Raw genomic sequence first — 24,364 nt, forward strand, 5'->3', positions numbered from 1 at the left:
TTATTGATTTTCAGCTCTGTATTTGTATAAATGTAAGTAATTTTCTGCAGATTTCTCCCATGAAAAATTAAAATTCATGTTATTTTCTATTAACATTTTTATCCGTTTTTTATCCTGATAAACAGACAATGCACGTTTTATTGCATGAATTGCACTTTCTTCATTAGCTTCTGTAAAATTAAAACCACTTCCGCCACTTGAAATATCCTCAACAGTATCTTTCAATTCGCCAGTATAACGTACAATCGGAATTGTTCCGTAGCGCATAGCATACATTTGGTTTAATCCGCAAGGCTCAACCCGCGATGGCATAAGTAGAAAATCTGCAGCTGCATATATCTGGTGCGACAAATATTCTTTGTATCCCAAATCCAATGCAAAATTGAAATGATATATTTTTTGTAAATCTTTTAAAAGGTGTTCCACATGAGAATCGCCAGAACCCAACACAATAATATTAAATTGACCATTGGTTTCTGTTATTGACTTGCTAATAATACCTGGAAGAAGGTCCGCTCCTTTTTCAACAGCGAATCTTCCGATGAATCCAACAAGTGGCAAATCTACATCCAGACCATATTCTTTACAGATTTCAGATTTGTTTTTCGATTTTCCGATTTCGGCATTTTTAAGGGAATAATGCTGCTTAATCATTGGATCTGTTTCTGGATTCCAAACTTCTGTATCTATACCGTTAATTATTCCAAAAGCTTTTTGTCGCTCTTGAAATATTAAAGCTTCAAGCCCTTGAAAGCTCGTAAACAATTCTTCCAAATAACCTTTAGAAACTGTATTAAAAACATGACAAGATTTTATCATCGCCGCCATTGGATTAATTCTGGAATCCCAATCCAACAAACCATAATGACTTGCGTCAAAAAAAGGAAGGTACTTCGACATCAACCAATCCATACTTCCTTGATATTCTCCATTATGAACGGTGCCAACTGTTTTTACACCTTTTAAAAACTGAAATTCTGGACAATTTTCTATCATAAAAGGCACCAATCCTGTGTGATAATCGTGACAATGTAAAATATCTGGACGAATCTCCATAGCGGATAACCAATGTAAAACAGCATGTTGAAAAGCAATAAATTGCTCTGACTCATCCCAATATCCATAGACTTTCTCTCGATCGAGAAGTCCTGGAATTTTCACCAAATACAAATCAAAACCCAAATCTTGAGATTTCTCTTTATAGACAATTACGTCATACATCTGCTCTGCTTGATGAATAAATCCCTCAAAAACGATTTCAAAATCATGATTATAAACAAAAGCATTGTTATACCAAGGCATTATAACACTTGCTTCTAATCTCATTTTGTTTTGATATTTTGGCAAAGCGCCCACAACATCAGCTAATCCACCAACTTTTGCAATGGGATAACATTCCATAGAGAGATGAAAAATTCTCATATTATTTTATTGTTTTTTTTTTAAATGATTCTTTTCAAAATAAGTCCTGACAATGGTGGTAAACGAAGTTCTAAAGCAAAGTTTCGTCCCATACATTTATTATTCTCGACTTTATTAACATTAGGAATTATGCCACTTCCGCCATATTTTTTGTCATCCGAATTAAGAATAATTTCCCAAAATTCCCAGTCCACACCAATTTGATAATCCATGCTATTCGGCGTAAGATTAAGAATCACCATTAGCTGATTCGCCTGATTTTTTGCTTTTCTTAAATATATAAAGACCGAATGATTGCTGTCCTCGCCACTCACCCATTCAAAGCCATTTTTATCAAAATTAAAATCATGTAAAGCCGATTCTGTTTTATATAAAATATTAAGATCTTTTACAAAATCTTGCAATTGTCGATGAATAGGATATTCTAAAAGATGCCAATCCAATTGACTTTCAAAATTCCATTCGTTGGTTTGTGCAAATTCGCTGCCCATGAACAAAAGTTTAGTACCTGGATTTGTAAACATATAAAGATACAAGGCGCGTAGATTGGCAAATTTTTGCCACTCGTCACCATTCATTTTGTAAATTAAACTGCTTTTACCATGCACAACTTCGTCATGTGATAAGGCCATCATGTATTTTTCGTTGAACATATAAAGGCTTGTAAAAGTCAATAAATCTTGATGGTATTTGCGATAAACAGGATCTTTTTTAAAATAGTTAAGCGTATCATGCATCCAACCCATCATCCATTTCATATCGAATCCGATGCCGCCCTCCGAAATGGGATGCGTTAATTTGGGAAAATCTGAACTCTCTTCCGCAATCGTTATTACATCTGGAAATGCCTCATGAACAGCCAAATTGAAATCTTGCAGAAATTTTTCAGCTTCCAGGTTGACATTTCCTCCAAAAACATTGGGTTCCCACTCGCCTTCATTCCGCGAATAATCCAAATGCAAAATAGAAGTTACAGCATCAACACGAAGGCCATCTACATGATAGCGATCGAGCCAGAATAGCGCATTGCTAATCAAAAAAGATTTGACTTCGGGACGGGCATAATTAAAATATAGGATTTCCAATCTGGATGAAAACCTTTTTTGGGGTCTTCATATTCATATAAAAAGCTACCATCAAAACAATGCAAAGCATTGGCATCTCCAGGAAAATGTGAAGGCACCCAATCGAGAATAACGCCAATATTATTTTGATGAAGCTGATCTATCAAAAACATCAAATCTGTAGGTGCGCCAAAACGAGAAGAAGCTGCAAAAAAGCCAGTAATTTGATAGCCCCAACTCGGATTGTATGGATACTCCATCACGGGCATAAATTCCACGTGTGTAAAATTCATTTCTTTAATATAATCAATTAATTCGGGAGCTAATTCTCTGTAAGTTAAATATTGGTTGGGCTTATTTTCGCTCTTTTTCCAAGAGGCCAGATGCAGTTCGTAAACGGAAATTGGAGAATTATTAATGGATTTTTCCATACGGTCTGCCATCCATTTTTTGTCATGCCAAACATACCAAGTTGATGTAATAATAGAGCTTGCCTGGATCGCTTGCTCCATCTTTACAGCAAAAGGATCGCTTTTTTCAAGCAACGCACCTCTTGATGTTCGGATGCTGTATTTATAAATTTCAGAAATTGTAACACCGGGAATAAAAGTTTCCCAAATTCCCGATTGATCCTCTCTATTTAATAAAGGATGTTTGTAATGACTCCAATTATTAAAATCACCAATTACAGAAACTTCCGAAGCATTGGGCGCCCAAACGGAGAAATAAATGCCAGATTCGCCATCTACAACAATCTCATGTGAGCCAAATTTTTCATAAAGCTTAAAGTGATTACCTGCCAGAAAGAGGTAAATATCGTATTCTGTCCAAAGAGAAAAAGCTTTGGTTTTTGGCATAAACAAGCTGTTATAAGACATTAAGAACCATAGCAAGTTAAACAATAATTAGGAATTGGCAAGTTAAATTTTAGACATTCAGCTAAGTTTTAATTATTAATTAAACGTAATGATAAAAACATTCTACATTGCTCAATCAAAATAAAACCATGAAAGCGCTTCGCTTTTGAAATTAGTTAATATTTGCGTAACTTAGTAAAAGATTTTGCATTATTAATCAAAGCATTAGACATTGTCACGTTTTTTGCAACATATTAACGACTAATAAAAATCCGAATTGGATTGTTTATAAATTAAAAAAACAAAAACACAATGGTACATAAATATCGAGAACTTTTCAATCAGGAATTCACCGACGAAAAATACGCGTTGATGAAAGAGATGATTTATGAAAAAACTGGTCAATATACTGGTTTTCGTCTTTGCGAAACGCCTGTGTTCTTACCTTATTCTTTTAGGGAAAAAATATTATATGCGGCAGAATCTATTCTTTATCAAATTAATAAAATCCCGAAAGAGATTTTTGACAAAGCTGTTCCTGCCCATCGTATTGTACCACATGACACCGAAAAACCACATTTTTTGTGCATCGACTTCGGGATTTGTCGTGGTGCCGACGGCAAGCCCATTCCGCAGTTGATAGAGCTACAAGCTTTTCCTTCGCTTTATGCTTTTGAGGAATTACACCGCGATGTTGTTTTCGAGGTTTTTCCATTTTTGTCAGAGTTGTCACAAAGGATTCCTTATGACCAACTCATCGAAATTATGAAAGAGGTCATCGTAGGTGATGAAGATCCAAAACATGTTATCCTCATGGATATTTTTCCGGAACAACAAAAAACAAAAATCGATTTTAAAATCACCGAAGATCTTTTGGGAATCAAAACCGTTTGCCTAAGCAAAATCAAAAAATATAACCGTAAAATATATTATGAAAACGATGGCGAACTGATCCAAATTAAACGTATCTATAACCGCGTGGTCCTAGACGAGTTGGACAGAATTGAAGATTTTCATCCCGAATTTAACATTCGTGAGGAAGTTGATGTGGATTGGGTAGCGCACCCGAATTGGTATTATAAAATCTCGAAATACATTTTGCCGCTTTTGGAACATACTTACATCCCGGAAAGTTATTATGCTAACGAATTCCCAGCTGATGAGAATATTGAAGACTATGTCTTAAAGTCGCTATATACCCTCAGCGGTGTTGGTATTAATCTAAATCCTACCAAAGAAGACCTTGACAATTTAAAAGATCCTTCGCAATATATTTTGCAGAAAAAAGTAGAATATGCAAATGTCTTTAAAGATCCAAATGGTGATTTTGCCAAAGGAGAAATCCGAATGTTATTTATATGGAAGCCAGGCGATGAGTTCCCAACTTTTCTTAACAATATGGTAACGCTCACAAAATCCGATCGGATGAATGAGGATTTTAATATCGCCAATAAAATATGGACAGGAAATTCTTTTGCCTTGTTTGTGAAGTAGTTGATATTTTTTAATAAATAGGTATAGAGCGTTGTTAGGGTTTTGAACCCTAACAACGCTTCTGTTTTATGACAACACCAAAATAGCATCGAGAATCTGCGGCCGGGATAGTAAGGGCGCGAGCGCAGCGAGCGGTCTGAAGAATGGCGACGGAACAAGCCAAGGCTTCTGAAGACGAACCCCCTGAATAGCCCGAAATGCCGCCCAAATTATAAAACTAAGACACCAAAAGACTACACCCGCGGATGTCGGAATGGTCTATCCTACCGAGAACTTGGAAGCTTTTGCTAAGTATGTGAGGCGTAGAATTCGCAATGAGTTTTCCCAAATCCTGCGTGGCGATAAAACTGCACGAATGGCGGTTGGCAAGATCGATAATGTTAATCGCGCCAGTTCTGCCCGCCTCCATGTACGAAAAAGGATCTTCGGTATTTCGGATTAAAATCCGCATCCAATTGGGACATTCGTAGATATTTTCGCCCAACGAGTAGGCCTGCGACAGCAACTCGGTCATCGAATATTCTGAGTAGATTTTTTCGGTTTTGAAACCTTCTTGAAAAATGGCCAGTAATTCATCTTTCGTCATTTCTTCTTTGCGACCTTTCATACCGCCCGTTTCGATAATGATGAGATTTTCGGTTGAACTAAGTTTTAAGTGTTTTGATTTTAAAGTATCCAAAAAATCGAGCAAGGCAAACGAAACGCCGAAAAGAATGACTTTTTTGTCAGAAATACGATTTAGCAATTCTATTAAATCCTCGTGATTGTAGAGAAAATAGCCATTTTCTGGTTTTCCAGATTTTTCGATGAGATAATTGACCATATAGATTAACGACGAATTTTCGCGTTCCAAATAACTTGGCAACAATCCTAAAAATATAAAATCTTCTGGCTTTCCTATAAACTCTTCAAAACTTTTATAAATACTTTCCTCATACAAATTAAAATCGGCAATCCAATGTTTGGAAAGATTCTTTTGGGTAGTGCCCGAACTTTGAAAATATTGTTGGCTTGTTTTGTTTTGATTTAAAACCTTGTGATTTTTGAACATCTCAATCGGCAAAAACGGTATGGCTTCTATGCTATTAACTTCAGAAGGATCAATATTGAGATAATCGACAAACTTTTTATAAACCTCAACATTTTGATATTGATAACGAAAACAATCCAAAGCTTCTTTTAGAAAATCAGCTTCGGTTTTAATATTAAAAATAGGATTTGACATGTCAGAAAAATTTAGGCTTCGTAGGTTTTAAGATGAAATTCGCCATCGAAAACGCCGTAAGTAAAATAGGAAATCCAATCGCCAAGGTTGATATATTTCGAAGATTTTGGCAAATCCAAAACCATGGGCAAATGGCGGTGTCCATAGATGAAATAGTCGATATCTTCGGTCTCCAATTTCTTTTTAGAATAGACGATTAAAAACTCGCGTTCTTCCCCCAAAAAGGCTTTGTCTTCTTCGCCAGAAATGATTTTATTTTTCTGAGACATGTAAAGTGCAACACGCATTGCGATATCGGGATGCAACCATTTGAAAGCCCATTGTGCAATAGGATTGGTAAAAAGTTTTTTCATTCTTTTGTAGCCTTTATCACCAGGCCCAAGCCCATCGCCATGTGCTAGAAGCATGGTTTTTCCTCTTGCCGTAAAATATTGTTTTGAAAAGAAAACCGTACAACCAATCTCCTCTTCTAAGTAGTTTTTCATCCAGAGATCATGATTTCCGACAAAGAAATAAATATCGATGCCGTTATCTTTCAGCTCTGCTAATTTTCCAAGAACACGCACATAACCTTTCGGGATGACATATTGCCACTCGTGCCAAAAATCAAACAAATCTCCCATTAAGAAAAGCACCTGCGCATCGGCTTTAATCTCGTTAAGCCAACGGATGAATTTCTCTTCACGAACTTTACTGGATTTTGGATCGGGCGCACCAAAATGTTGATCCGAAGCAAAATAAATTTTCTTATTAGGAAGCAGATTAATTTCCGTCATGTGTACTTTGGTTTACGAAAAAAAAATAGTTTTTTGAAATTTTGGCGGGGTAAAAACTAGTTCTCCTCAGCCAACCATTCGCCATAAGAATTCTCTGTCTCATGCAGTTTTAGATAAGCTAATTCGATATTATTAGGAAGTTTATTTTTGATTTTAGCTGCGATATCGTACAACATGTTTTCGCAAGTGGGTTGATAATCACAAAAAATCACTTTATGACCTTCTGCTTCCAACTTTTGCCCTAGATCTTTGTGCGGCGAAGCGCCATTCACCAAAACAGCATGATCCCAACTATCAACAATCTCTTGTTTTACAATGCGTTTGATATCACCAAAATCAACGACCATACCATTTTTAACATTATCAATATCATTAATAGGTTCGCCTTTTACGGTCACAAAAAGCTTGTACGAGTGGCCATGCATATTTTTGCATTTTCCATCGTAATTATAAAGCACATGTGCGGTCTCAAAAGTGAAAATTTTAGTAATTCGAATCATATGGCAAAGATAAGAATTTTCGATTCTAAAAATAAAGATTGTGACATCTACAAGTGTTAATAACTTTTCTTTTCATAAAAACTTTAAAATTCGTAATTTGGCACATAATATTTAAAAAGTAAAATCAAATCATGTCAACATTAACATTCGCTGAAAAAATCGCACAGGCAGAGAATTTTCTTCCTATTAACGGAACGGATTATATTGAATTTTATGTAGGAAATGCGAAACAAGCAGCACATTATTATAAAACAGCTTTCGGCTTCCAGTCGGTAGCTTATGCAGGTCCAGAAACAGGTGTTAAAGATCGAGCGTCTTATGTTTTGCAACAAGGGAAAATCCGTTTGGTTTTAACAACAGGACTTAAGTCTGATTCGCCAATTAATGAGCACGTTATTAAACATGGAGATGGTGTTAAAATTTTAGCACTTTGGGTAGATGATGCTTATAAAGCTTTTGAAGAAACAACGAAAAGAGGTGGAAAAGCCTATCTGGAACCAATGACAATTACTGACGAATTTGGAGAAGTTAAAATGTCTGGTATTTATACATATGGTGAAACGGTTCACATGTTTGTAGAGCGCAAAAATTACAATGGTGCTTTTATGCCAGGCTATGAGAAATGGGAATCGGACTACAATCCAGAAGAAACAGGTCTTTTGTATGTTGACCACTGCGTTGGAAATGTTGGATGGGACAGAATGTTGCCAGTTGTTAAATGGTATGAAGAGGTTATGGGCTTTGTAAATATTCTTTCTTTTGACGATAAACAAATTAATACAGAATATTCTGCGTTGATGTCTAAAGTAATGTCCAACGGAAATGGTTTTGCCAAATTTCCAATTAACGAACCCGCTGAAGGAAAGAAAAAATCACAAGTTGAAGAATATTTGGACTTTTATGAAGAAGAAGGTGTGCAACACATTGCCGTAGCAACCAAAGATATTATCCACACCGTTACCGAACTTAAAAAACGCGGTGTAGAATTTCTTTCTGCGCCACCAGAAGCTTATTACAATATGATCCCTGAACGAGTTGGAGAAATTGATGAAGACATCAAAAAACTTCAAGATTTAGGAATTCTTGTTGATTGTGATGAAGAAGGCTATCTGCTTCAGATTTTCACCAAACCTGTCGAAGACCGCCCTACTCTATTCTTCGAAATCATCGAAAGACATGGGGCGCAAAGCTTCGGTGCGGGTAATTTCAAAGCATTATTCGAAGCCTTAGAAAGAGAGCAAGAAAGAAGAGGAAATCTTTAAAAATAATCACTTACGAATTTGTCAAAGTTTTACAGCTTTGGCAAATTCTTTTTTTTATTCAAAACACATTTTAATGAAAAAAATTATTTTATTATGTACTTTAATTTTTGCTTTTGCAAGTTTTAGTGCACAAAATTACAACCAGCTTAACGACATCATTTCGAAAATTGAAAAACGTGCAAAACAAAATAGAAATGCCACAGATTTTCAGATTCAAAACAAAAAATTTGTTCTTATACAGACTTTTGAAGATCATGATGAAAGACATGTCGTAGAATTTAATGGGGACAATACTGTAACCTTAATCGAGCTTTTTGATGATAAAGCAACCAAGCAAACTTCATCTAACATTTTCACAGGTGATTATGTCAGAAAAAACAATGTGATATCCATACGAGCGGATAAGTTGGAAGGCAAAAAAATCGGAATGCCACTCACTTATACATTATATCTCATGAATGCCAAAAATATTTGGTATCTTAAGGACTTAAGCAACGATACACGTTGGATTGAAAACAAAAACCTCGGTAAGAAAAAATAAAATTTAAAAATTATGAAATCTTTTATAGAATACAATCCTGATAGTGACTTCTCGATACACAATATACCTTTCGGCGTAGCGGTATTTAACAGAGAATATATTGCATGTGCCACAAGAATTGGCGATATCGTCATCGATCTTGCAAGCTTATACGACTTTGGTTATTTTGAAAATATAAAAGGTCTGGAAGACAATATTTTTGAAGCCTATACGCTTAACGAATTTATTGAATTAGGAAAACCAATTACAAATACGGTACGATTAAAAATCCAGGAACTTTTCCTTGAAGATTCAGCATTATCAAACGACGAAAAAACCAAAGAAGCCTGTTTCTTCAATCTTGATGAAATACAAATGATGATGCCTGTCCACATCCCTAACTATACCGATTTTTACAGTAGTATAGAACATGCAACCAACGTGGGAAAACTTTTCCGAGATCCAGAAAACGCGCTACTTCCCAATTGGAAACATCTTCCGGTAGGTTATCACGGTAGAGCTTCTTCAATCGTTGTTTCTGGCATCGATATCCAACGTCCTGTTGGACAAATAAAACCGCCAACTGCGGAAAAACCTTTCTTTAGTCCAAGTTTACAATTAGACTTTGAACTCGAAATGGCTTTTGTAGTCAATAAAAATACAGAACTTGGTGAGCACATTCCAGTTTCAGAAACGGAAGACGCTATTTTCGGAATGATGATCTTCAATGATTGGTCTGCAAGAGATATCCAGTCTTGGGAATATGTACCACTTGGACCATTTTTAGGAAAGAATTTCGGATCCTCAATTTCGCCATGGATTGTTACTTTAGAAGCTTTAGAACCATTCAGAACCACATCGCCAAAACAAGAACCAGAAGTTTTAGATTATTTAAAATTTGAAGGGGATAAAAATTACGACATTAATCTTGAAGTTTATCTCAAACCAGAAAATGGTGAAGACAATTTAATTAGCGAAAGCAATTACAAATTCATGTATTGGAATATGTCACAACAATTGGCGCATCATACCGTGAATGGTTGCAATGTTGAAGTTGGCGATGTCTATGCCAGCGGAACCATTTCTGGCAAAGACCAAAAATCTTTCGGATCGATGCTAGAGCTAACATGGAGAGGACAAAATCCATTAAAACTTAGCAACGGCGAGGAACGAAAATTTATTGAAGATAATGACACCATCACTATGAAAGCTTGGTCAGAAAAAGATGGTATCCGTGTAGGTTTTGGGGAAGTTACAGGAAAAATATTACCTGCAAGATCAATATAAACCTTGAAAGCATTTTAAACTTTAATAACAAATTTTTGAATCCTTCTCTGATTCAGAATTAATATGAAAATAATTGATCCTAAAGAACTCTCGAGTCCCCAATTACAATTGGTCATGCAGTCGGCAATTGCTCCACGTCCAATTGCTTTGGCTAGTACAATAAACGCTAAAGGCGAAATCAATCTTTCGCCCTTTAGCTTTTTCAATATGTTCAGCACCAAACCACCGATTCTCATATTTTCACCAAGCCGTCGCGTTCGTGACAATACGACCAAACATACACTTCATAACCTGTTAGAAGTTCCGGAAGTAGTCATCGGAAATATCAATTATAACATGGTACAACAAGTCTCTTTGGCGAGTACAGAATACGAAGATGGCGTTAACGAATTTGTAAAATCTGGCTTAACAATGAAGCCCGCCGAATTGGTAAAACCACCATTAATAGCTGAATCTCCCGTTAATTTTGAATGCAAAGTTTTAGAAATAAAAGCTTTGGGCGATGTTGGCGGATCAGGAAATTTAATCATTTGCGAAGTTGTAAAAATTCATATCCAAGAAGAATTTTTGGGTAAAGATGGTAATTTGGATCAAAACAAATTGGATCTTGTGGCAAGACTTGGCGCTAACTATTATTCAAGAAGCAATGCTGGAAGTCTTTTCGAAGTTCCAAAACCTTTGGTTACAAAAGGTATTGGCTACGACCAACTTCCTGATGTTATCAAAAACAGCAGCATCTTTACAGGAAATAATCTCGGAATGTTAGCGAATGTTGAAAGCTTGCCTGGAACTGATTTTTCTAGTGAAGAAAATATCCATATCAAAGCTCAAAAAGAACTTCATCAAAACAATATTGCCAAAGCTTGGGAAATTTTAAAATTAGATTAATGAAAAAAATAACTGCACTATTATTGGCTTGTTCCGCAAGTTTGATATTCGCTCAATCCATTTCTGAAAATCGAATTAAAGAAATTGTCACCACTTTATCCTCGGATGACATGAAAGGTCGAAAAGTCGGAACGCCTGAAAACGAAAAAGCGGCTGAATATATTGCTGAGCAATTCAAAAAGAACAAATTGGATTACTGTTATGGACAATCGTATTTGGTTCCTTTTCATTACAAAGACGAAATGTATTTTAACGTTTGCGCTATCAAGAAAGGAAAAACAGATAAGCTTATCGCATTCGGAGCGCACTTTGACCACATCGGAGAAAAAAAATCTGGCGATGACAACATCTATAATGGTGCCGATGATAATGCTAGCGGAACCTCTGCGGTAATCGCACTTTCGGATTATTACAAAGACCGAAACGATGAGTATTCTTATATGTTTTTAGGCTTCAATGCTGAAGAAATTGGATTGGTAGGTTCTCGCAATCTCGCAGATAATGGTGAATTCAAAAAATACCTCCCGAACATTAACGCGCTTTTTAACTTCGAAATGATTGGTACCAAGTCAGAATTTGGTGCTAACAAAATGTTTATGACGGGCGATAACGTTTCAGATTTAGACGAATTGATGAATGTTAATGCAGTTGATGATTTTAAAATCGTTGCCGATCCTTATCTTAGTCAAGGTTTGTTCTACCGTTCGGACAATGCTTCTTTTGTAAAGAAAAATGTCGTGGCACACTCGTTTTCTACAGTCGATATGAACCATCAAAACCATTATCACAAAGTGAATGACGATATTTCTGTCATTGATTTTAAAAACCTAACACAACTGGTGAATAGTTTTGCAAAAACGCTTGACAATACTTTGAAAAAAGATTTTAAGCCTAGGTATAACGATCAACTTAAAAAATAAAAAAAGCAGTCTCAATTATCTTGAGACTGCTTTTTCTTTTATTTGCATTCAATTATTTTACTAGATGTGCGCGAAGCATCCAAGCCATTTTTTCGTGTTTTTCTAAAAGTCCAACCAAGAAATCTTCGGTTCCGAAATCTTTGGAATCTTCCATTTTCGCAACAGCATCACGAATGTATTTGATGATGGATTCTTGATCTTCTAACAAAGCTTTTATAAAATTTTGACTATCGTTTTTAGCAATTTTTTTCTCTGTTAATCGACTGAGTTGCAAAAATTCTTTCAAAGTTGCTGGCGCCGATTGTCCCAATTGACGAATGCGTTCTGCAACCTCATCAATTACTTCCGCCAACTCATCATATTGACTTTCAAAAAAAACATGCATACTGTGAAAATCTGTGCCTTCGACATTCCAATGTGCATTTCTGGTTTTGGTGTACAAAATATGTTCGTCTGCCAAAAGTACGGACAAGATTTTCGTATTATCTTTAATCTGTTTTGCTTCGATTCCGATTGAATTTTTCATATTTTTATTTTTTTAAATTATTTAAATTTTATTCGACAAAACTAATGCAAAAAGCTAACCAATAAAGCTTTTTTAAATTTATAAAAGAGCTTATAGCATTTTATAAAATCTATCGTAAATTAATTTTTAATTCATAAAATCAATTTAAAATATTTCTTAAAAACCCAATCGTTTCTTCTGTTGCTAAAGCCATATCTTCTGGCATTTGAGATTTTGTCCAAGGCTCAGAACTTCCAAAACCATGATCTGCATCTTCAATAATAATTAATTCCGATTGTTTGGACCACTCTTGCAGTTGTTCTGCTTCTTTAACATTCACCGTATCGTCCGCCGAGCCATGGATAATCAAATATGGAATTTCTAAACTTCTGACAGCTCTTTCGATATTAAAACGATTTTCGTGTTGTTTAAAATCTTCAAAAAATTGAAAATAATGCGGCATCTGTTGTTTGGTTCTTTGATTTTCGATATACACCACACCTGCTTTTTTGATATCTTCAATGACTTCAGCAGACGGAAAACGCGAGCCATAATCTGAAATACCTGCCAAACCGACTAAGGCTTTTACGCGAGAATCCTCACTCGCTTGGATGGCAATATTTCCATTGCCTCGGCTATGTGCCATTAAAGCCAAGCGCTCTGGATCAACTTCTTTTTGTTGTAGAAAATAATCGATAACCACTTTAAGATCAGACATTTCTTTAGAATAATTATTGTGTCCGAAAGCTTCCAAATCAGCAAAATTCGTTGTATCTTCTAAAGTGGTTCCGTTGTAAGAAAAATTAAATTTAACGACATAAAATCCAGCTTCTGCAATTTTTTGAACCATCAATTCCCAAGCGCCCCAATCTTTGTAACCTTTGTAGCCATGTACAAAAATTAGCAATGGCAAATTGCTTTCTCCTTTTGGGAAATAAGCATCTGCCAAAAAGGCTTTAGTTTCGGGATTTTTAAGGATAATATTCTTATTTATTTCTAATGACATGTTTTTATTTTTAAAGTTAAACAAAATCTCCTCAATGCTACAATATTTGGCACGTTGGCTTTTAAAATTTTCGATGGCTTAATTTTTGAGATCTCTTTATCCAGAATTTAAAAATATCATGAGACATAAATTTATCATCACAGCAACACTTGGCACCATTGCGATTGCAGGCGTTAGCCAATCTTGCGTGGCTTTGGCAACCTCAAGTATTGGACTTTCTATCATCAAGAGAATATTGGTTGGCGGAATTTCTAGCGGATTATCAACTTTTAAAGATAAAAATGCATTTTTGTCTAATAATCTTATCGACCAAGCTATGCCTTCGCAGTTGAGAAGTATCAACGCTACATTGAGTGGTCTTGGACTTTCCAGCTTGGTACAAAAAGAAAAAGAATATATTGCTGAAGCTGCGGCATTCACCTCAAATCTTGCAGAACCGATTTTGATAAATGGTGTTAATAGTCTTACCACGAACGATGCCGAAAGAATTGCGCAAGGCGGCTCTGGCATTGCAACTCAGATTTTGAGAGAGAAAACAGAATCCCAACTTATCGCCACATTAGCGCCGAAAGTTGATGAAAAACTTAACGAATACGGCATTATTAAAACTATAAATACCGCTTTGAAAGGCAATAATCTATTAGGAAATCTTTTCGGTGGAAATTCTAGTAGCAATAATAACGCAAGCATGATAAGTAATTTAGCAACACAACAAATGGTAAATGGACTTTTCGCGTTAATTTCTAATTATGAAAAACAAAATGCAGATGTCTTGAACAATGCTTTTAAAAAATAAAGATTCCAAAGTTTTGACTTATTAAAGAAATAAAAACTTTATGAATATTAAGCAGTTATTTTTTTTTAAAATAATGAGTTTGATATTCTAAAAATTAAATATCACTATCTTTGTATTTCCTATATTTTGGAACCTTTTTATTGATTTAAAAACTTAAATTTATGGCAGAAATTATCAATAGCAATCATAAAAGTCCTGATGAATTTTATAAATCGCTTCATGAGAAATTGACAGATCATCATAATTTCCCTGAAGAATATTTGTACAAATTTATCATTCCTAGTGATTCTGGAAAGATTACAGAAATTCTGAAAGTCTTTGACGGTCTCAAATTCACTTTTAGTAACCGCGAAAGCAAAAACGGAAACTATACAGCTTGTACGATACAATGTTTTGTACTAGACGCAGACCAAGTTATCAACATTTATAAAAAAGTTGCCGAAATAGAAGGTGTTGTAATGCTTTAAAAAATAAACCTCTAGAAATTTCTAGAGGTTTACTTTTTTAAAACCTAAACTTAGTATTTTATCTTTTTATTAATATTTATAAAAGCTTTTGTTTGGTTTAATTTGAGATTTTATGAACGGATAACGAAGCCTCTCTATCTGTGAGCAAATTAAGATTTACTAAACCGCCTAATCGCACCGCGAAAGTAAGTTCATCATCTTTATTTAGTTTATAAATTGTATTGATTTCACTAGAGGAAATTATAAGATTAAGAACACCTAAGTTAAGTCCTCCGAGGAGTCCACCTATTAATTGCGTCAAACTAATATTAGCTCCAGAGAAATTTCTCCTATCAATCTCAGTACCATTTTTAAAAATTTTTATGCCAGCAAAACCTCCATTAAAAAGATCTAAAGCTGACAATTGTATGCCCGATCCGTAACGAAAATAATAACCTATGGAATACATGCCAGCTTCTTGGATTTTTAAAATTCCTGTTGCAATCATTGGAGATGTACTACCATTATGAAAAGTATTATTAGAGCCCGTAGCCGTAGAAAAATCAATATATTGATCATCTGCCAGTAGAGCAATATTCAATATACCGTTACCGCCACCTATTCGCGCTTTGTAAACTGTACTATTAACTGATCCAGAGCTGGAATTGTCAGTAGTTTGCATTCTTTTCCATACACTTCCATCAAAATAATAATATCCTACACTTGTCATATTAATTCGCTGATCATTGGCATTGCCTCCCGTAACGTCAGTAATATAGACCGAAGTACCTTGATGAGAAGCACCATAAGAAATACTTAGGTTGGTTAATTCTGCCCGCGTTAGTCTAGGTGTTTGCAAACCAACATATTGGTTGGTATCGACAATATTTCCACTTGCATCTCTTTTAGCACTTACATCTAAAGTTGCATTTGGTGAAGTTGTATTAATACCTACCTGGGCATTAACTATCATACCAAAAGATACAATAGCAAGTATATTGAATAAATATTTCATTTTTAAACCTATTAAATTATAAAATGTCATTAACACAATTGTATTGCTCTTTAGTCACTAATTAATAGACTTTTAATTAAGACTTAAACAATAAGAGAAAAAAATATAATTAAATAATAGGTGGCGCTCTCAACACCGATAAGAGGAATCTCTCAAGTAAAAGAATGAAAACTCGATGGAATGAAAAAATTCTGCTGTTAAGTTTCTTGCCTATCATGTTTATGTTTTATGTATCAAATATAAATCTCCCCCAATCAAAAACACTAATATTTCAATATGACATAGGTATGACAACCTATAATAAGAGCATGACATAAATAATACAACAAAAACAGCATGGTACTTTAGGGGTATGACATCAATATCATATCAGAAATAAAATTTACATTTCTGAAAAGAATTCGTAAATATTAACATCATTTGGAATAAAAAATTTTTTCCTAATTCTGTTTTTTCTTCGTTGGACGGAAGTATGTTGAATCACTAAACATTGTGCAATTTCTTTTGAACTAAAATTCAACTTAATCATGGAACAAAAAACCAGTTCAGACTGTTCCAACTTAGGATTAATAGTTTTTAAATTACATCTAAAATTAGGATACAAATCAGCAAAATGTGTCAAAAATGAAGCGTCATTCTTTTTTGCTAATTGTATTATATCTTGCAATGCCATCTTCGTATTTCGGTTTTGTAAATCATGATCGAATTGTTGAAGCTTGCTTTTTAATTCTTTATTTTTTTTATACTGAAAAACTATTATCAGTATTAAAACAATAACAATAATAATATATAATTGAACATTTATAAGAATATCATGTTTAATAATTTTAGAAAAAGAATTTGTTATAAATATTCTTTTGTTAATAGAGTCTAATAAAAACAAATCTGAGTGTTGGGATAATAAATAATCGAGAGATACAAAATCCGATTGGAAAATCTTATTCATGCTTCCGCCATATAAATATTTTAAATGTTCAGGAATAAGACTATTCGCGATGTCTTTTGTGCATCGAAAGATGATAGAAATAAAAGCGTTCATGTTATTAGGTAGTTTTCATTATAAATATAATATTTTTTATAACAACACACACATAATAAAACAAAAACACTAACAACACACTTATAAGCCATTATTATTACAAATAATGTTTATTATTCAAAAAAAACAATAAAGATTTGACACAAAAAAAGCCTCCAGAATATTCTGAAGGCTTTTCAATTATCTAAAAATTCTTAAATTAAGAATTTTCTAAAATATAAGTAAACATCAATGGTGCACAGATGGTTGCATCTGATTCCACAATATATTTAGGTGTATCGATATCTAGTTTTCCCCAAGTGATTTTCTCGTTCGGAACCGCTCCTGAATACGAACCGTAAGACGTTGTAGAATCGGAAATCTGACAGAAATACGACCAGAAAGGAACGTCTTCCCACTCTAAATCTTGATACATCATTGGAACTACACAAATTGGGAAATCTCCAGCGATACCGCCACCAATTTGGAAGAAACCAACGCCTTTTCCACCTGAATTGGCCCTGTACCATTCCGTTAAATAAATCATGTATTCGATACCTGATTTTACGGTGTGAACATTTAAGTTTCCTTTGATAACGTTAGAGGTGAAAATGTTTCCTGTTGTAGAATCTTCCCAACCTGGACAAACGATAGGCAAGTTTTTTTCAGCCGCCGCTACAATCCAAGAATCTTTAGGATCTATTTCGTAATACTGCTCTAGAACTCCAGAGTTTACTACTTGATACAAGAATTCGTGTGGGAAATATCTTTCTCCTTTTTCTTCCGCCGCATGCCAAACATCTTCCAAATGCGTTTGCAATCTTCTGAAAGCTTCTTCTTCCGGAATACAAGTATCGGTTACTCTATTATAATGCTGATCTAGCAATTCTCTTTCCTGCTCAGGCGTTAAATCTCTATAGTTAGGAACTCTTTTATAATGTGAATGCGCCACCAAGTTCATTACATCTTCTTCAAGGTTTGCCCCTGTACAAGAGATAATATCTACTTTTCCCTGACGGATCATTTCTGCCAAAATTTTACCCATTTCTGCGGTAGACATTGCACCAGCAAGAGTAATCATCATTTTCCCGCCATCTTTTAGGTGGGCAACATAACCTTTAGACGCATCTACCAAAGCAGCAGCGTTAAAGTGTAAATAGTACTTTTCAAGAAATTCTGAAATTGGTCTATTGCTCATTTTGAAATTTATTTTTGCAAAGATAATAATATTGCATAGTAAAGCCGAAGTCTTCCTAGGAGAAAAGCGCTTTTTGTCATTTGTTAAATTTTAGATTAAAAAAGTAAATAAAAATATCTTCCTTATCGTTTAACCTAAATATGTGTAACTATTTTTTTAAAGAAAGCCTTATCTTTGCCTAATCAATTCAATAAAATGAAACGATATATTTTCGCTTGTTTATTTTTTTTAACCCATTTTTATTTTAGTCAAAACAACAAAACTTTAGAATGTTACGATCTTAAAAAAATTCTAAAAGTTGAGGCAACACCTCTGTATCAGCCACATTTGGACGCCTCGAAGAAATTTAAAATTAAACTTCTAAAAGACACCAAAGATGTTAACAAATATAATGACAAAGGAAAACTTCCAAAAGTAAAACTAAGCGCAAAAGGTTACAAAGTTCAAAAACTGGATTACAGCAGACCTTATCTTGTGACCAAAGCAAAAACCACTTTAGAAAAGATCGGTGCGCGATTTAGCAAAGAAAATAATGGTGCGAAAATTACCATCACCTCTATCACAAGAACTTTGGAGGACCAATGCAAACTTAGAAAAGTCAATTCCAATGCTTCTCTTGGGATAAGCTCTCACAACTACGGAAATTCATTTGATATTTCTTATGTTCGCTTCAATGGAAAGCTCGCCCACAACTCAAAACTAGACGCCGCGCTTCTTAAGGTTTTAAAATATTATGAAAACCTAGGAAGAATATATTTCATCAAAGAAAAACAGCAAAGCTGCTACCATGTGACCGTACGAAACTATTAAAGCATCAAAATTATTGGATATTAATAGCAAAAAGCAAATTTTCTCTCTCGCTTAAAATCCTTACTTTTGCACCGAAAATTTTAAAACATGATTTCAGTACAAGGTTTAGGACTTCATCATTCGGGAAGTTATCTTTTTAGAGATGTCAATTTTACGATCAAAAAAGATGACAAAGTCGGATTGGTTGGGAAAAATGGCGCTGGGAAATCTACGCTTCTCAAAATGCTTTCTGGAGAAATTAATTTCTACGAAGGCAACGTTGTACCCGATGGTAACATTACAATTGGCTTCCTAAAACAAGACCTTGATTTTGTAAAAGGCAGAACCGTTTGGGACGAAACCATGCAGGCTTTTGAACAAATCAACGCGTGGAAAGCAGAACTGGATAACGTTAACCACCAACTGGCAACCAGAACTGATTACGAAAGCGATGACTATTCCAATATCATTCAAAAAATGACGGAACTCAATGATCTGTTGATGAATCATGATGCTTATAATTTGGAAGGCGATGTGGAGAAAGTATTGTTTGGTTTAGGTTTTAAAGCTGACGATTTTCAAAAAATCACCGACGAATTTTCTGGTGGCTGGCGCATGAGAATAGAACTCGCAAAACTTCTTTTACAAAAAAATGATTTGATGCTTCTCGATGAGCCTACCAACCACTTGGACATGGAATCTATCGTATGGCTCGAAAATTTCCTTAAAGATTACAATGGCGCCATTGTATTGGTAAGTCACGACAAACAGTTTATGACTGCTGTCTGCAACAGAACTTTTGACATCAACAACAAAAAAGTTGACGACTACAAAGCCAACTATACCAAATATCTTGTGATGCGTGCAGAACGTCGCGAAAAGCTAACACAAGCTAAGAAAAATCAAGATGCCGAAATCAAGCAGATGGAAGATAACATCAACAAGTTCCGTGCTAGTGCGACAAAAGCTTCTTTCGCGCAATCTTTGATTAAAAAATTAGAAAAAATAGAACGCATCGAAATTGATAACGATGACGTATCGAAATTCAATATCCGATTTGTACAATCTGTTGTTCCGGGAAAGGTGGTTTTCGAAGCCGATAAACTAGGAAAATCTTATGGCAACAAAAAGGTTTTTGATGATGTCGATTTCTTTATACAACGTGGCGATCGTATCGCTTTGTTGGGACAGAATGGTCAAGGCAAAACCACTTTAGCAAAAATCTTGGCAGACGATATTAAAGATTATTCGGGATCGTGGACACTCGGTCACAATGTTAACATTGGCTATTTTGCTCAGAATCAAGAAGAAGTTTTAACACCTGACAAAACGGTTTTACAAGAAGCAGAAGATGCCGCAACCGAAGAAACCAGACCTAGAGTTCGTGATTTGCTAGGATCTTTCTTGTTCCAAGGTGAAGATGTTAACAAGAAAACCAAAGTCCTTTCTGGTGGAGAACGTAACCGTCTGGCACTTTGCAAATTGTTGCTACGTCCGTTCAATACGTTGATTATGGATGAGCCTACAAACCACTTGGACATTCAGTCAAAGGAAATTATCAAATTGGCTTTACAGAAATTCGAAGGGACTTTGATTGTTATTTCTCACGACCGTGAATTTTTACAAGGACTTTGTGATAAAATTTTTGAATTCCGTGATGGAAAAATGAAAGAATTCTTAGGAAACATTGATGAATACCTAGAATTCCGTCAAAAAGAAAGCATTCGCGAAGTTTCTATTGAAAAGGCAAAACTTCATGGTGAAGTCCAAAAAGCTGTTGAAGAAAAAAAAGCCGAGGAAAAGCCAATCGCCACAGAAAATTCTACCAACAATGCTTTTGTGAGTAAAGAACAAAAAGCGATTTTAAATAAAATTAAAAAAGTTGAAGAACGCATTTCTGAACTTGAGGAAAGGATTGCAACATTTGAAACTCAGTTTACTAAAGAAAACCCTAGTGACGACACTTTAGAAAAATATAACAAAACAAAAGAAGATCTTGACGTAGCCCTACAAGAATGGGAATATCTGTCCGAGCAGACTTCATAATATTTAATAATCCTTCATAACTGAAGGATTTTTTTTTAGCTTCTTTAAAATTATGCTAAATTCGCGGCAACATAAAAACTACCATGAATATCCCCTCAAAATCATTAATTGCAGCAAGCTTTCTGTCCTGTATAAATTTGTTCTGTCAAGAAAAAGACAGTATTGTTCTCTATAATATAATTGCAGAATTACCCAAAACACAATCTTACAAAATCTCAGAAACCGAAACCTTTACTTATCAAAAACCAAGAATCTGGGACTTGGTTAACAAAATCCCGACTAACGTTGTAGGAACTGCCAAAGATGTCGTTTCAAAAGAAGTTTACCCTTATTCATTAGGTGCGTTAGGTTTAACACTCGCTATGTTACCTGCAGATCCTTGGGTTATTAAAAATAGTCGCAGTTTTGGCAATGATTTGGGATTATCAGAAGATCATTATTACAAAGATTTAGGCCCTTTAAAAATTATTCCAGGAAATGCTAACTCCGCATTTTATTTTTTAGGAAACGGAATGACCGTGGTACTTTTATCTGGCGGAATGCTAACTTATGGACTTATTGACAACGACTATCGTGCGATGAGCACATCATTACAATTGCTAGAAAGTATTGCTATTTCGGGATTATTTTCTCAACCTATAAAAAGATTAACAGGACGCGAAAGTCCTTTTGTTACCATTAATGAAGGTCGTCAACACAGCGCTTGGAAATTTGCGCCCAGTTTTAAAACCTATCAAAATGACACTTCCCGATATGACGCTATGCCCTCTGGACACCTAATGACCGCCATGTCTGCGTTAACCGTATTAACAGAAAACTATCCCGAAAAAAAATGGATAAAACCTATAGGATACTCACTTTTAGGACTTTTAGCTTTTGAGATGATGCAAAGCGAAGTCCACTGGGCATCCGACTATCCTATCGCAATTTTGTTGGGTTACATTATTGGTAAAAATATTGCAAAATCCAGAATTACAAAATCTTCTGATAAAAATATCGCTAACAAACCTAAAAAATACAAACTTCAGTTAACCGCAGCACAAGTTTACGAATACAAAACACTAGGATTAAGTATTAAATTTTAAACGCTAAAAATTCAAAGATAAATCCGTATTTTTGGATATTTAATACCTTTTCAAATGAAATTTTTAAAATACTCTTTGCTTGCTTTATCAATTAGCAGCTTGGCTTTTGCACAGGAACAAAAATTTACCATGGCGGAAGCGGTTAATGGCATGCGAAGCACTTTAGCTCCTAAAAGCATTTCTCAATTTTCGTGGTCAGAAGATGGACAATCCTACATCCAATCTGTGAAAAATGCTTATTTAGCCACAGATTTGAAAACGAAAAAACAAGACACTTTAATTTCGTTGTTTCAACTGAATCAACATCTTGGTACAAAAAAATTAAAAGCACTTCCTAGAATTAATTTTATTGGAAATGACAGCGCTTATTTTGTGGCAAATAATGAAATAACTTGGTTGAAAAAAACTGGAAAAAACTGGACGATTGCCGAAAAAACTACGATGCCAGAAAACAAAGAAAATTTTCAACTTTTAGCAGACAACAAAAACTTCGTTTATACCAAAGACAATAACTTGTTTTTAAACAAAAACGGAAAAGAAATCGCCATTACCAACGACCAAAACAAAGATATTGTGAATGGCCAAGCGGTCCACAGAAACGAATTTGGAATAAAAGGCGGAATCTTTCCTGCACCTAATTCGGAATTGGTGGCTTTCTACAAAATGGACCAAAGCATGGTGAAAGATTATCCCATTATCGATTGGTCTGTAACACCCGCTGTCAACAAGAATATCAAATATCCAATGGCTGGGCAAAAGTCACACGAAGTAACTTTGGGTATTTTCAACATCAAAAACAATTCGACAACATTTTTAAAAATTGATGGTGATAAAGAACAATATTTAACAGCTGTGTCGTGGAGTCCAGATTCCAAATATATTTTCGTAGCCGTTCTTAATCGCGGTCAAAACGACATGAAGTTGAATCAGTATGATGCTTCAACTGGTAATTTCATAAAAACTTTATTCGAAGAAAAAGGTGACAAATATGTAGAACCGCAAAATCCAATGCTTTTTTTACCAGGTTCTAATAAGGATTTTATTTGGCAAAGTCAAAGAACGGGTTATAACCATTTATACCTTTACAATATAGATAAAGGATTGGTTTCACAATTGACAAATGGCGATTGGTTGGTAACCGAAATTCTTGGTTTTAATGAAAAACAAAAAGACATCTATTTTGTTTCTACTAAAGAAACGGCTTTGGAAAGACATCTTTATCGGGTGAATTGGCAAAACCAAAAAATCGAAAAATTGTCAAAAGATAAAGGTATGCACCAAGCAATCCTTTCAAAAGACGGATCCATGCTATATGATATTTACGCCAATGCGACAACGCCAAGAGTTGCCAACATCATCCATACCAATAACTTGAAGTCTGAGAATATTTTAACATCAGAAAATCCATTAAAAAATTACAAACGTCCCGAAATTAAAAACGTGACATTAAAAGCTGATGATGGCACAGATCTTTATGCAAAAATCATCTTACCAACCGATTTTGATCCCAACAAAAAATATCCGACAATTGTCTATCTGTACAACGGCCCACACTTGCAATTGGTGACCAATTCTTTCCCAGCTTCTGGCAACCTTTGGTACGAATATATGGCACAAAACGGCTATATCATCTTCACAATGGATGGTCGCGGATCGTCTAACCGTGGACTAAAATTTGAGCAAGCTGTGTTTAGAAATTTAGGAGAAACAGAAATGAACGACCAACTAAAAGGTGTGGATTATCTAAAATCGCTTCCTTATGTGGATGCACAAAATATGGGAATTCACGGCTGGAGTTTCGGCGGTTTTATGACAACCTCATTTATGTTGAAACATCCAGATGTCTTCAAAGCTGGCGTTGCTGGCGGCCCCGTTATCGACTGGAACATGTACGAAATAATGTACACAGAACGTTATATGGACACGCCACAAGAGAATCCGGAAGGTTACGCCAAAGCCAATCTTTTGGACAAAGTTCAGAATCTTAAAGGCAAATTATTAATGATACATGGTGCACAAGACGACGTGGTGGTTTGGCAACATTCTATGAAGTTTTTAAAAGCAGCTGTGGACAATGGCGTACAACTGGATTATTTTGTTTATCCTGGCCACGAGCACAATGTTATCGGCAAAGACCGCGTTCATCTGATGCAAAAAGTCACCGATTATTTTGACCAACATTTGAAAAAATAAATTCTAGAAATCCGCTCCATGTATAGGGCGGATTTTTATTTGGGCGGCATTT

23 protein-coding genes are annotated in these 24,364 nt (G+C 35.0%); 12 read left to right on the forward strand and 11 right to left on the reverse strand.

The window, feature by feature from the left end:
- From G6R40_RS05230 to G6R40_RS15305, 3 genes are read right to left on the reverse strand one after another with little or no spacing between them, the layout of a single operon-like run.
- A complete protein-coding gene (locus G6R40_RS05230) occupies positions 1-1,422 on the reverse strand; it encodes a glycogen synthase (RefSeq protein ID WP_165132513.1) in 1,422 nt (473 codons plus the stop codon).
- Between the two features lie 20 nt (positions 1,423-1,442).
- Entirely contained in the window at positions 1,443-2,507 is a 1,065-nt protein-coding gene (locus tag G6R40_RS15300; RefSeq protein ID WP_317164547.1) for an alpha amylase C-terminal domain-containing protein, read from the reverse strand.
- Positions 2,456-3,343, reverse strand: a complete 888-nt coding sequence (locus G6R40_RS15305) for an alpha-amylase family glycosyl hydrolase (RefSeq protein WP_317164548.1) — start codon at positions 3,341-3,343, stop codon at positions 2,456-2,458. The genes G6R40_RS15300 and G6R40_RS15305 overlap by 52 nt, the downstream gene beginning before the upstream one ends.
- 312 nt (positions 3,344-3,655) lie before the next feature.
- Here G6R40_RS15305 and G6R40_RS05240 point away from each other — a divergent pair, with 312 nt between their 5' ends.
- Entirely contained in the window at positions 3,656-4,837 is a 1,182-nt protein-coding gene (locus G6R40_RS05240; protein ID WP_165132516.1) for a hypothetical protein, read from the forward strand.
- A 217-nt stretch (positions 4,838-5,054) separates the two neighbouring features.
- Here G6R40_RS05240 and G6R40_RS05245 read toward each other — a convergent pair whose 3' ends face one another.
- Genes G6R40_RS05245 through queD form a run of 3 tightly spaced genes read right to left on the reverse strand, consistent with a single transcriptional unit; the run spans position 5,055 to position 7,338 of the window.
- The gene (locus G6R40_RS05245) at positions 5,055-6,062 is read right to left on the reverse strand and encodes an acyl transferase (RefSeq protein WP_165132519.1); all 1,008 of its coding nucleotides are present in this window, start codon (positions 6,060-6,062) and stop codon (positions 5,055-5,057) included.
- Positions 6,063-6,073: 11 nt separating this feature from the next.
- The gene (locus G6R40_RS05250) at positions 6,074-6,838 is read right to left on the reverse strand and encodes a UDP-2,3-diacylglucosamine diphosphatase (protein WP_165132522.1); all 765 of its coding nucleotides are present in this window, start codon (positions 6,836-6,838) and stop codon (positions 6,074-6,076) included.
- Between the two features lie 56 nt (positions 6,839-6,894).
- The gene (gene queD, locus G6R40_RS05255; RefSeq protein WP_165132525.1) at positions 6,895-7,338 is read right to left on the reverse strand and encodes a 6-carboxytetrahydropterin synthase QueD; all 444 of its coding nucleotides are present in this window, start codon (positions 7,336-7,338) and stop codon (positions 6,895-6,897) included.
- 131 nt (positions 7,339-7,469) lie between these two features.
- On the opposite strand from queD, the gene hppD reads away from it, so the two are divergent.
- The 5 genes from hppD to G6R40_RS05280 all read left to right on the forward strand — a co-directional run bounded on the left by hppD (position 7,470) and on the right by G6R40_RS05280 (position 12,215).
- Positions 7,470-8,600 (forward strand): 4-hydroxyphenylpyruvate dioxygenase, encoded by a 1,131-nt coding sequence (hppD, locus tag G6R40_RS05260; protein WP_165132528.1) that lies wholly within the window; start codon positions 7,470-7,472, stop codon positions 8,598-8,600.
- A gap of 73 nt (positions 8,601-8,673) precedes the next feature.
- Positions 8,674-9,141 carry a hypothetical protein gene (locus G6R40_RS05265; protein ID WP_165132531.1) on the forward strand — a complete coding sequence of 156 codons (468 nt, stop codon included), beginning with the start codon at positions 8,674-8,676 and terminating at the stop codon, positions 9,139-9,141.
- A 12-nt stretch (positions 9,142-9,153) separates the two neighbouring features.
- Complete coding sequence (fahA, locus tag G6R40_RS05270) at positions 9,154-10,407, forward strand: fumarylacetoacetase (protein ID WP_165132534.1); 1,254 nt, start codon at positions 9,154-9,156, stop codon at positions 10,405-10,407.
- Between the two features lie 63 nt (positions 10,408-10,470).
- Positions 10,471-11,295, forward strand: coding sequence for a flavin reductase family protein (locus G6R40_RS05275; protein WP_165132537.1), 825 nt, complete (start codon positions 10,471-10,473; stop codon positions 11,293-11,295).
- Entirely contained in the window at positions 11,295-12,215 is a 921-nt protein-coding gene (locus G6R40_RS05280; protein WP_165132539.1) for a M28 family peptidase, read from the forward strand. Before G6R40_RS05275 ends, G6R40_RS05280 begins: the two co-directional genes overlap by 1 nt.
- A 52-nt stretch (positions 12,216-12,267) precedes the next feature.
- Here the strand turns inward: G6R40_RS05280 and G6R40_RS05285 are convergent, their stop codons facing one another.
- Both G6R40_RS05285 and G6R40_RS05290 read right to left on the reverse strand, forming a co-directional pair.
- Entirely contained in the window at positions 12,268-12,741 is a 474-nt protein-coding gene (locus G6R40_RS05285; protein ID WP_165132542.1) for a Dps family protein, read from the reverse strand.
- A 139-nt stretch (positions 12,742-12,880) separates the two neighbouring features.
- Positions 12,881-13,726, reverse strand: coding sequence for an alpha/beta hydrolase family protein (locus G6R40_RS05290; protein ID WP_165132545.1), 846 nt, complete (start codon positions 13,724-13,726; stop codon positions 12,881-12,883).
- Positions 13,727-13,844: 118 nt separating this feature from the next.
- Between G6R40_RS05290 and G6R40_RS05295 the strand changes: the two genes are divergently transcribed.
- Positions 13,845-14,522, forward strand: coding sequence for a DUF4197 family protein (locus G6R40_RS05295; RefSeq protein WP_165132548.1), 678 nt, complete (start codon positions 13,845-13,847; stop codon positions 14,520-14,522).
- A gap of 161 nt (positions 14,523-14,683) precedes the next feature.
- Positions 14,684-14,989 (forward strand): DUF493 family protein, encoded by a 306-nt coding sequence (locus G6R40_RS05300; protein WP_165132551.1) that lies wholly within the window; start codon positions 14,684-14,686, stop codon positions 14,987-14,989.
- A gap of 97 nt (positions 14,990-15,086) precedes the next feature.
- Here the strand turns inward: G6R40_RS05300 and G6R40_RS05305 are convergent, their stop codons facing one another.
- The 3 genes from G6R40_RS05305 to G6R40_RS05315 form a co-directional block, all read right to left on the reverse strand.
- On the reverse strand, positions 15,087-15,983 hold the full coding sequence (locus G6R40_RS05305) for a hypothetical protein (protein ID WP_165132554.1): 897 nt from the start codon (positions 15,981-15,983) through the stop codon (positions 15,087-15,089).
- A gap of 382 nt (positions 15,984-16,365) precedes the next feature.
- Entirely contained in the window at positions 16,366-17,022 is a 657-nt protein-coding gene (locus G6R40_RS05310; protein WP_165132557.1) for a helix-turn-helix transcriptional regulator, read from the reverse strand.
- Positions 17,023-17,221: 199 nt separating this feature from the next.
- Positions 17,222-18,199, reverse strand: a complete 978-nt coding sequence (locus G6R40_RS05315; protein ID WP_165132560.1) for a deoxyhypusine synthase family protein — start codon at positions 18,197-18,199, stop codon at positions 17,222-17,224.
- 195 nt (positions 18,200-18,394) lie between these two features.
- Between G6R40_RS05315 and G6R40_RS05320 the strand changes: the two genes are divergently transcribed.
- From G6R40_RS05320 to G6R40_RS05335, 4 genes are all read left to right on the forward strand, one after another.
- The gene (locus tag G6R40_RS05320) at positions 18,395-19,009 is read left to right on the forward strand and encodes a DUF5715 family protein (protein WP_165132563.1); all 615 of its coding nucleotides are present in this window, start codon (positions 18,395-18,397) and stop codon (positions 19,007-19,009) included.
- Between the two features lie 87 nt (positions 19,010-19,096).
- Complete coding sequence (gene abc-f / locus G6R40_RS05325) at positions 19,097-21,034, forward strand: ribosomal protection-like ABC-F family protein (protein ID WP_165132597.1); 1,938 nt, start codon at positions 19,097-19,099, stop codon at positions 21,032-21,034.
- A 161-nt stretch (positions 21,035-21,195) separates the two neighbouring features.
- Positions 21,196-22,119, forward strand: coding sequence for a phosphatase PAP2 family protein (locus tag G6R40_RS05330; protein ID WP_410497356.1), 924 nt, complete (start codon positions 21,196-21,198; stop codon positions 22,117-22,119).
- A 54-nt stretch (positions 22,120-22,173) separates the two neighbouring features.
- Positions 22,174-24,312: a S9 family peptidase gene (locus tag G6R40_RS05335; RefSeq protein ID WP_165132602.1), complete on the forward strand. Its 2,139-nt coding sequence runs from the start codon at positions 22,174-22,176 to the stop codon at positions 24,310-24,312.
- Positions 24,313-24,364 lie beyond the last annotated feature (52 nt).

This window comes from Chryseobacterium sp. POL2, from assembly GCF_011058315.1.
Lineage (GTDB): Bacteria > Bacteroidota > Bacteroidia > Flavobacteriales > Weeksellaceae > Soonwooa.

Bases quoted from the DNA above. Each gene is read 5' to 3' on its own strand.
- G6R40_RS05265 (WP_165132531.1), top strand. From the start codon at position 8,674: ATGAAAAAAATTATTTTATTATGTACTTTAATTTTTGCTTTTGCAAGT.
- G6R40_RS05310 (WP_165132557.1), bottom strand. From the start codon at position 17,022: ATGAACGCTTTTATTTCTATCATCTTTCGATGCACAAAAGACATCGCG.
- G6R40_RS05280 (WP_165132539.1), top strand. From the start codon at position 11,295: ATGAAAAAAATAACTGCACTATTATTGGCTTGTTCCGCAAGTTTGATA.
- G6R40_RS05275 (WP_165132537.1), top strand. From the start codon at position 10,471: ATGAAAATAATTGATCCTAAAGAACTCTCGAGTCCCCAATTACAATTG.
- G6R40_RS15305 (WP_317164548.1), bottom strand. From the start codon at position 3,343: ATGCCAAAAACCAAAGCTTTTTCTCTTTGGACAGAATACGATATTTAC.
- G6R40_RS05290 (WP_165132545.1), bottom strand. From the start codon at position 13,726: ATGTCATTAGAAATAAATAAGAATATTATCCTTAAAAATCCCGAAACT.
- G6R40_RS05305 (WP_165132554.1), bottom strand. From the start codon at position 15,983: ATGAAATATTTATTCAATATACTTGCTATTGTATCTTTTGGTATGATA.
- queD (WP_165132525.1), bottom strand. From the start codon at position 7,338: ATGATTCGAATTACTAAAATTTTCACTTTTGAGACCGCACATGTGCTT.
- G6R40_RS05230 (WP_165132513.1), bottom strand. From the start codon at position 1,422: ATGAGAATTTTTCATCTCTCTATGGAATGTTATCCCATTGCAAAAGTT.
- G6R40_RS05295 (WP_165132548.1), top strand. From the start codon at position 13,845: ATGAGACATAAATTTATCATCACAGCAACACTTGGCACCATTGCGATT.
- G6R40_RS05250 (WP_165132522.1), bottom strand. From the start codon at position 6,838: ATGACGGAAATTAATCTGCTTCCTAATAAGAAAATTTATTTTGCTTCG.
- G6R40_RS05335 (WP_165132602.1), top strand. From the start codon at position 22,174: ATGAAATTTTTAAAATACTCTTTGCTTGCTTTATCAATTAGCAGCTTG.
- hppD (WP_165132528.1), top strand. From the start codon at position 7,470: ATGTCAACATTAACATTCGCTGAAAAAATCGCACAGGCAGAGAATTTT.
- abc-f (WP_165132597.1), top strand. From the start codon at position 19,097: ATGATTTCAGTACAAGGTTTAGGACTTCATCATTCGGGAAGTTATCTT.
- G6R40_RS05300 (WP_165132551.1), top strand. From the start codon at position 14,684: ATGGCAGAAATTATCAATAGCAATCATAAAAGTCCTGATGAATTTTAT.
- G6R40_RS05240 (WP_165132516.1), top strand. From the start codon at position 3,656: ATGGTACATAAATATCGAGAACTTTTCAATCAGGAATTCACCGACGAA.
- G6R40_RS05285 (WP_165132542.1), bottom strand. From the start codon at position 12,741: ATGAAAAATTCAATCGGAATCGAAGCAAAACAGATTAAAGATAATACG.
- fahA (WP_165132534.1), top strand. From the start codon at position 9,154: ATGAAATCTTTTATAGAATACAATCCTGATAGTGACTTCTCGATACAC.
- G6R40_RS05245 (WP_165132519.1), bottom strand. From the start codon at position 6,062: ATGTCAAATCCTATTTTTAATATTAAAACCGAAGCTGATTTTCTAAAA.
- G6R40_RS05320 (WP_165132563.1), top strand. From the start codon at position 18,395: ATGAAACGATATATTTTCGCTTGTTTATTTTTTTTAACCCATTTTTAT.
- G6R40_RS05315 (WP_165132560.1), bottom strand. From the start codon at position 18,199: ATGAGCAATAGACCAATTTCAGAATTTCTTGAAAAGTACTATTTACAC.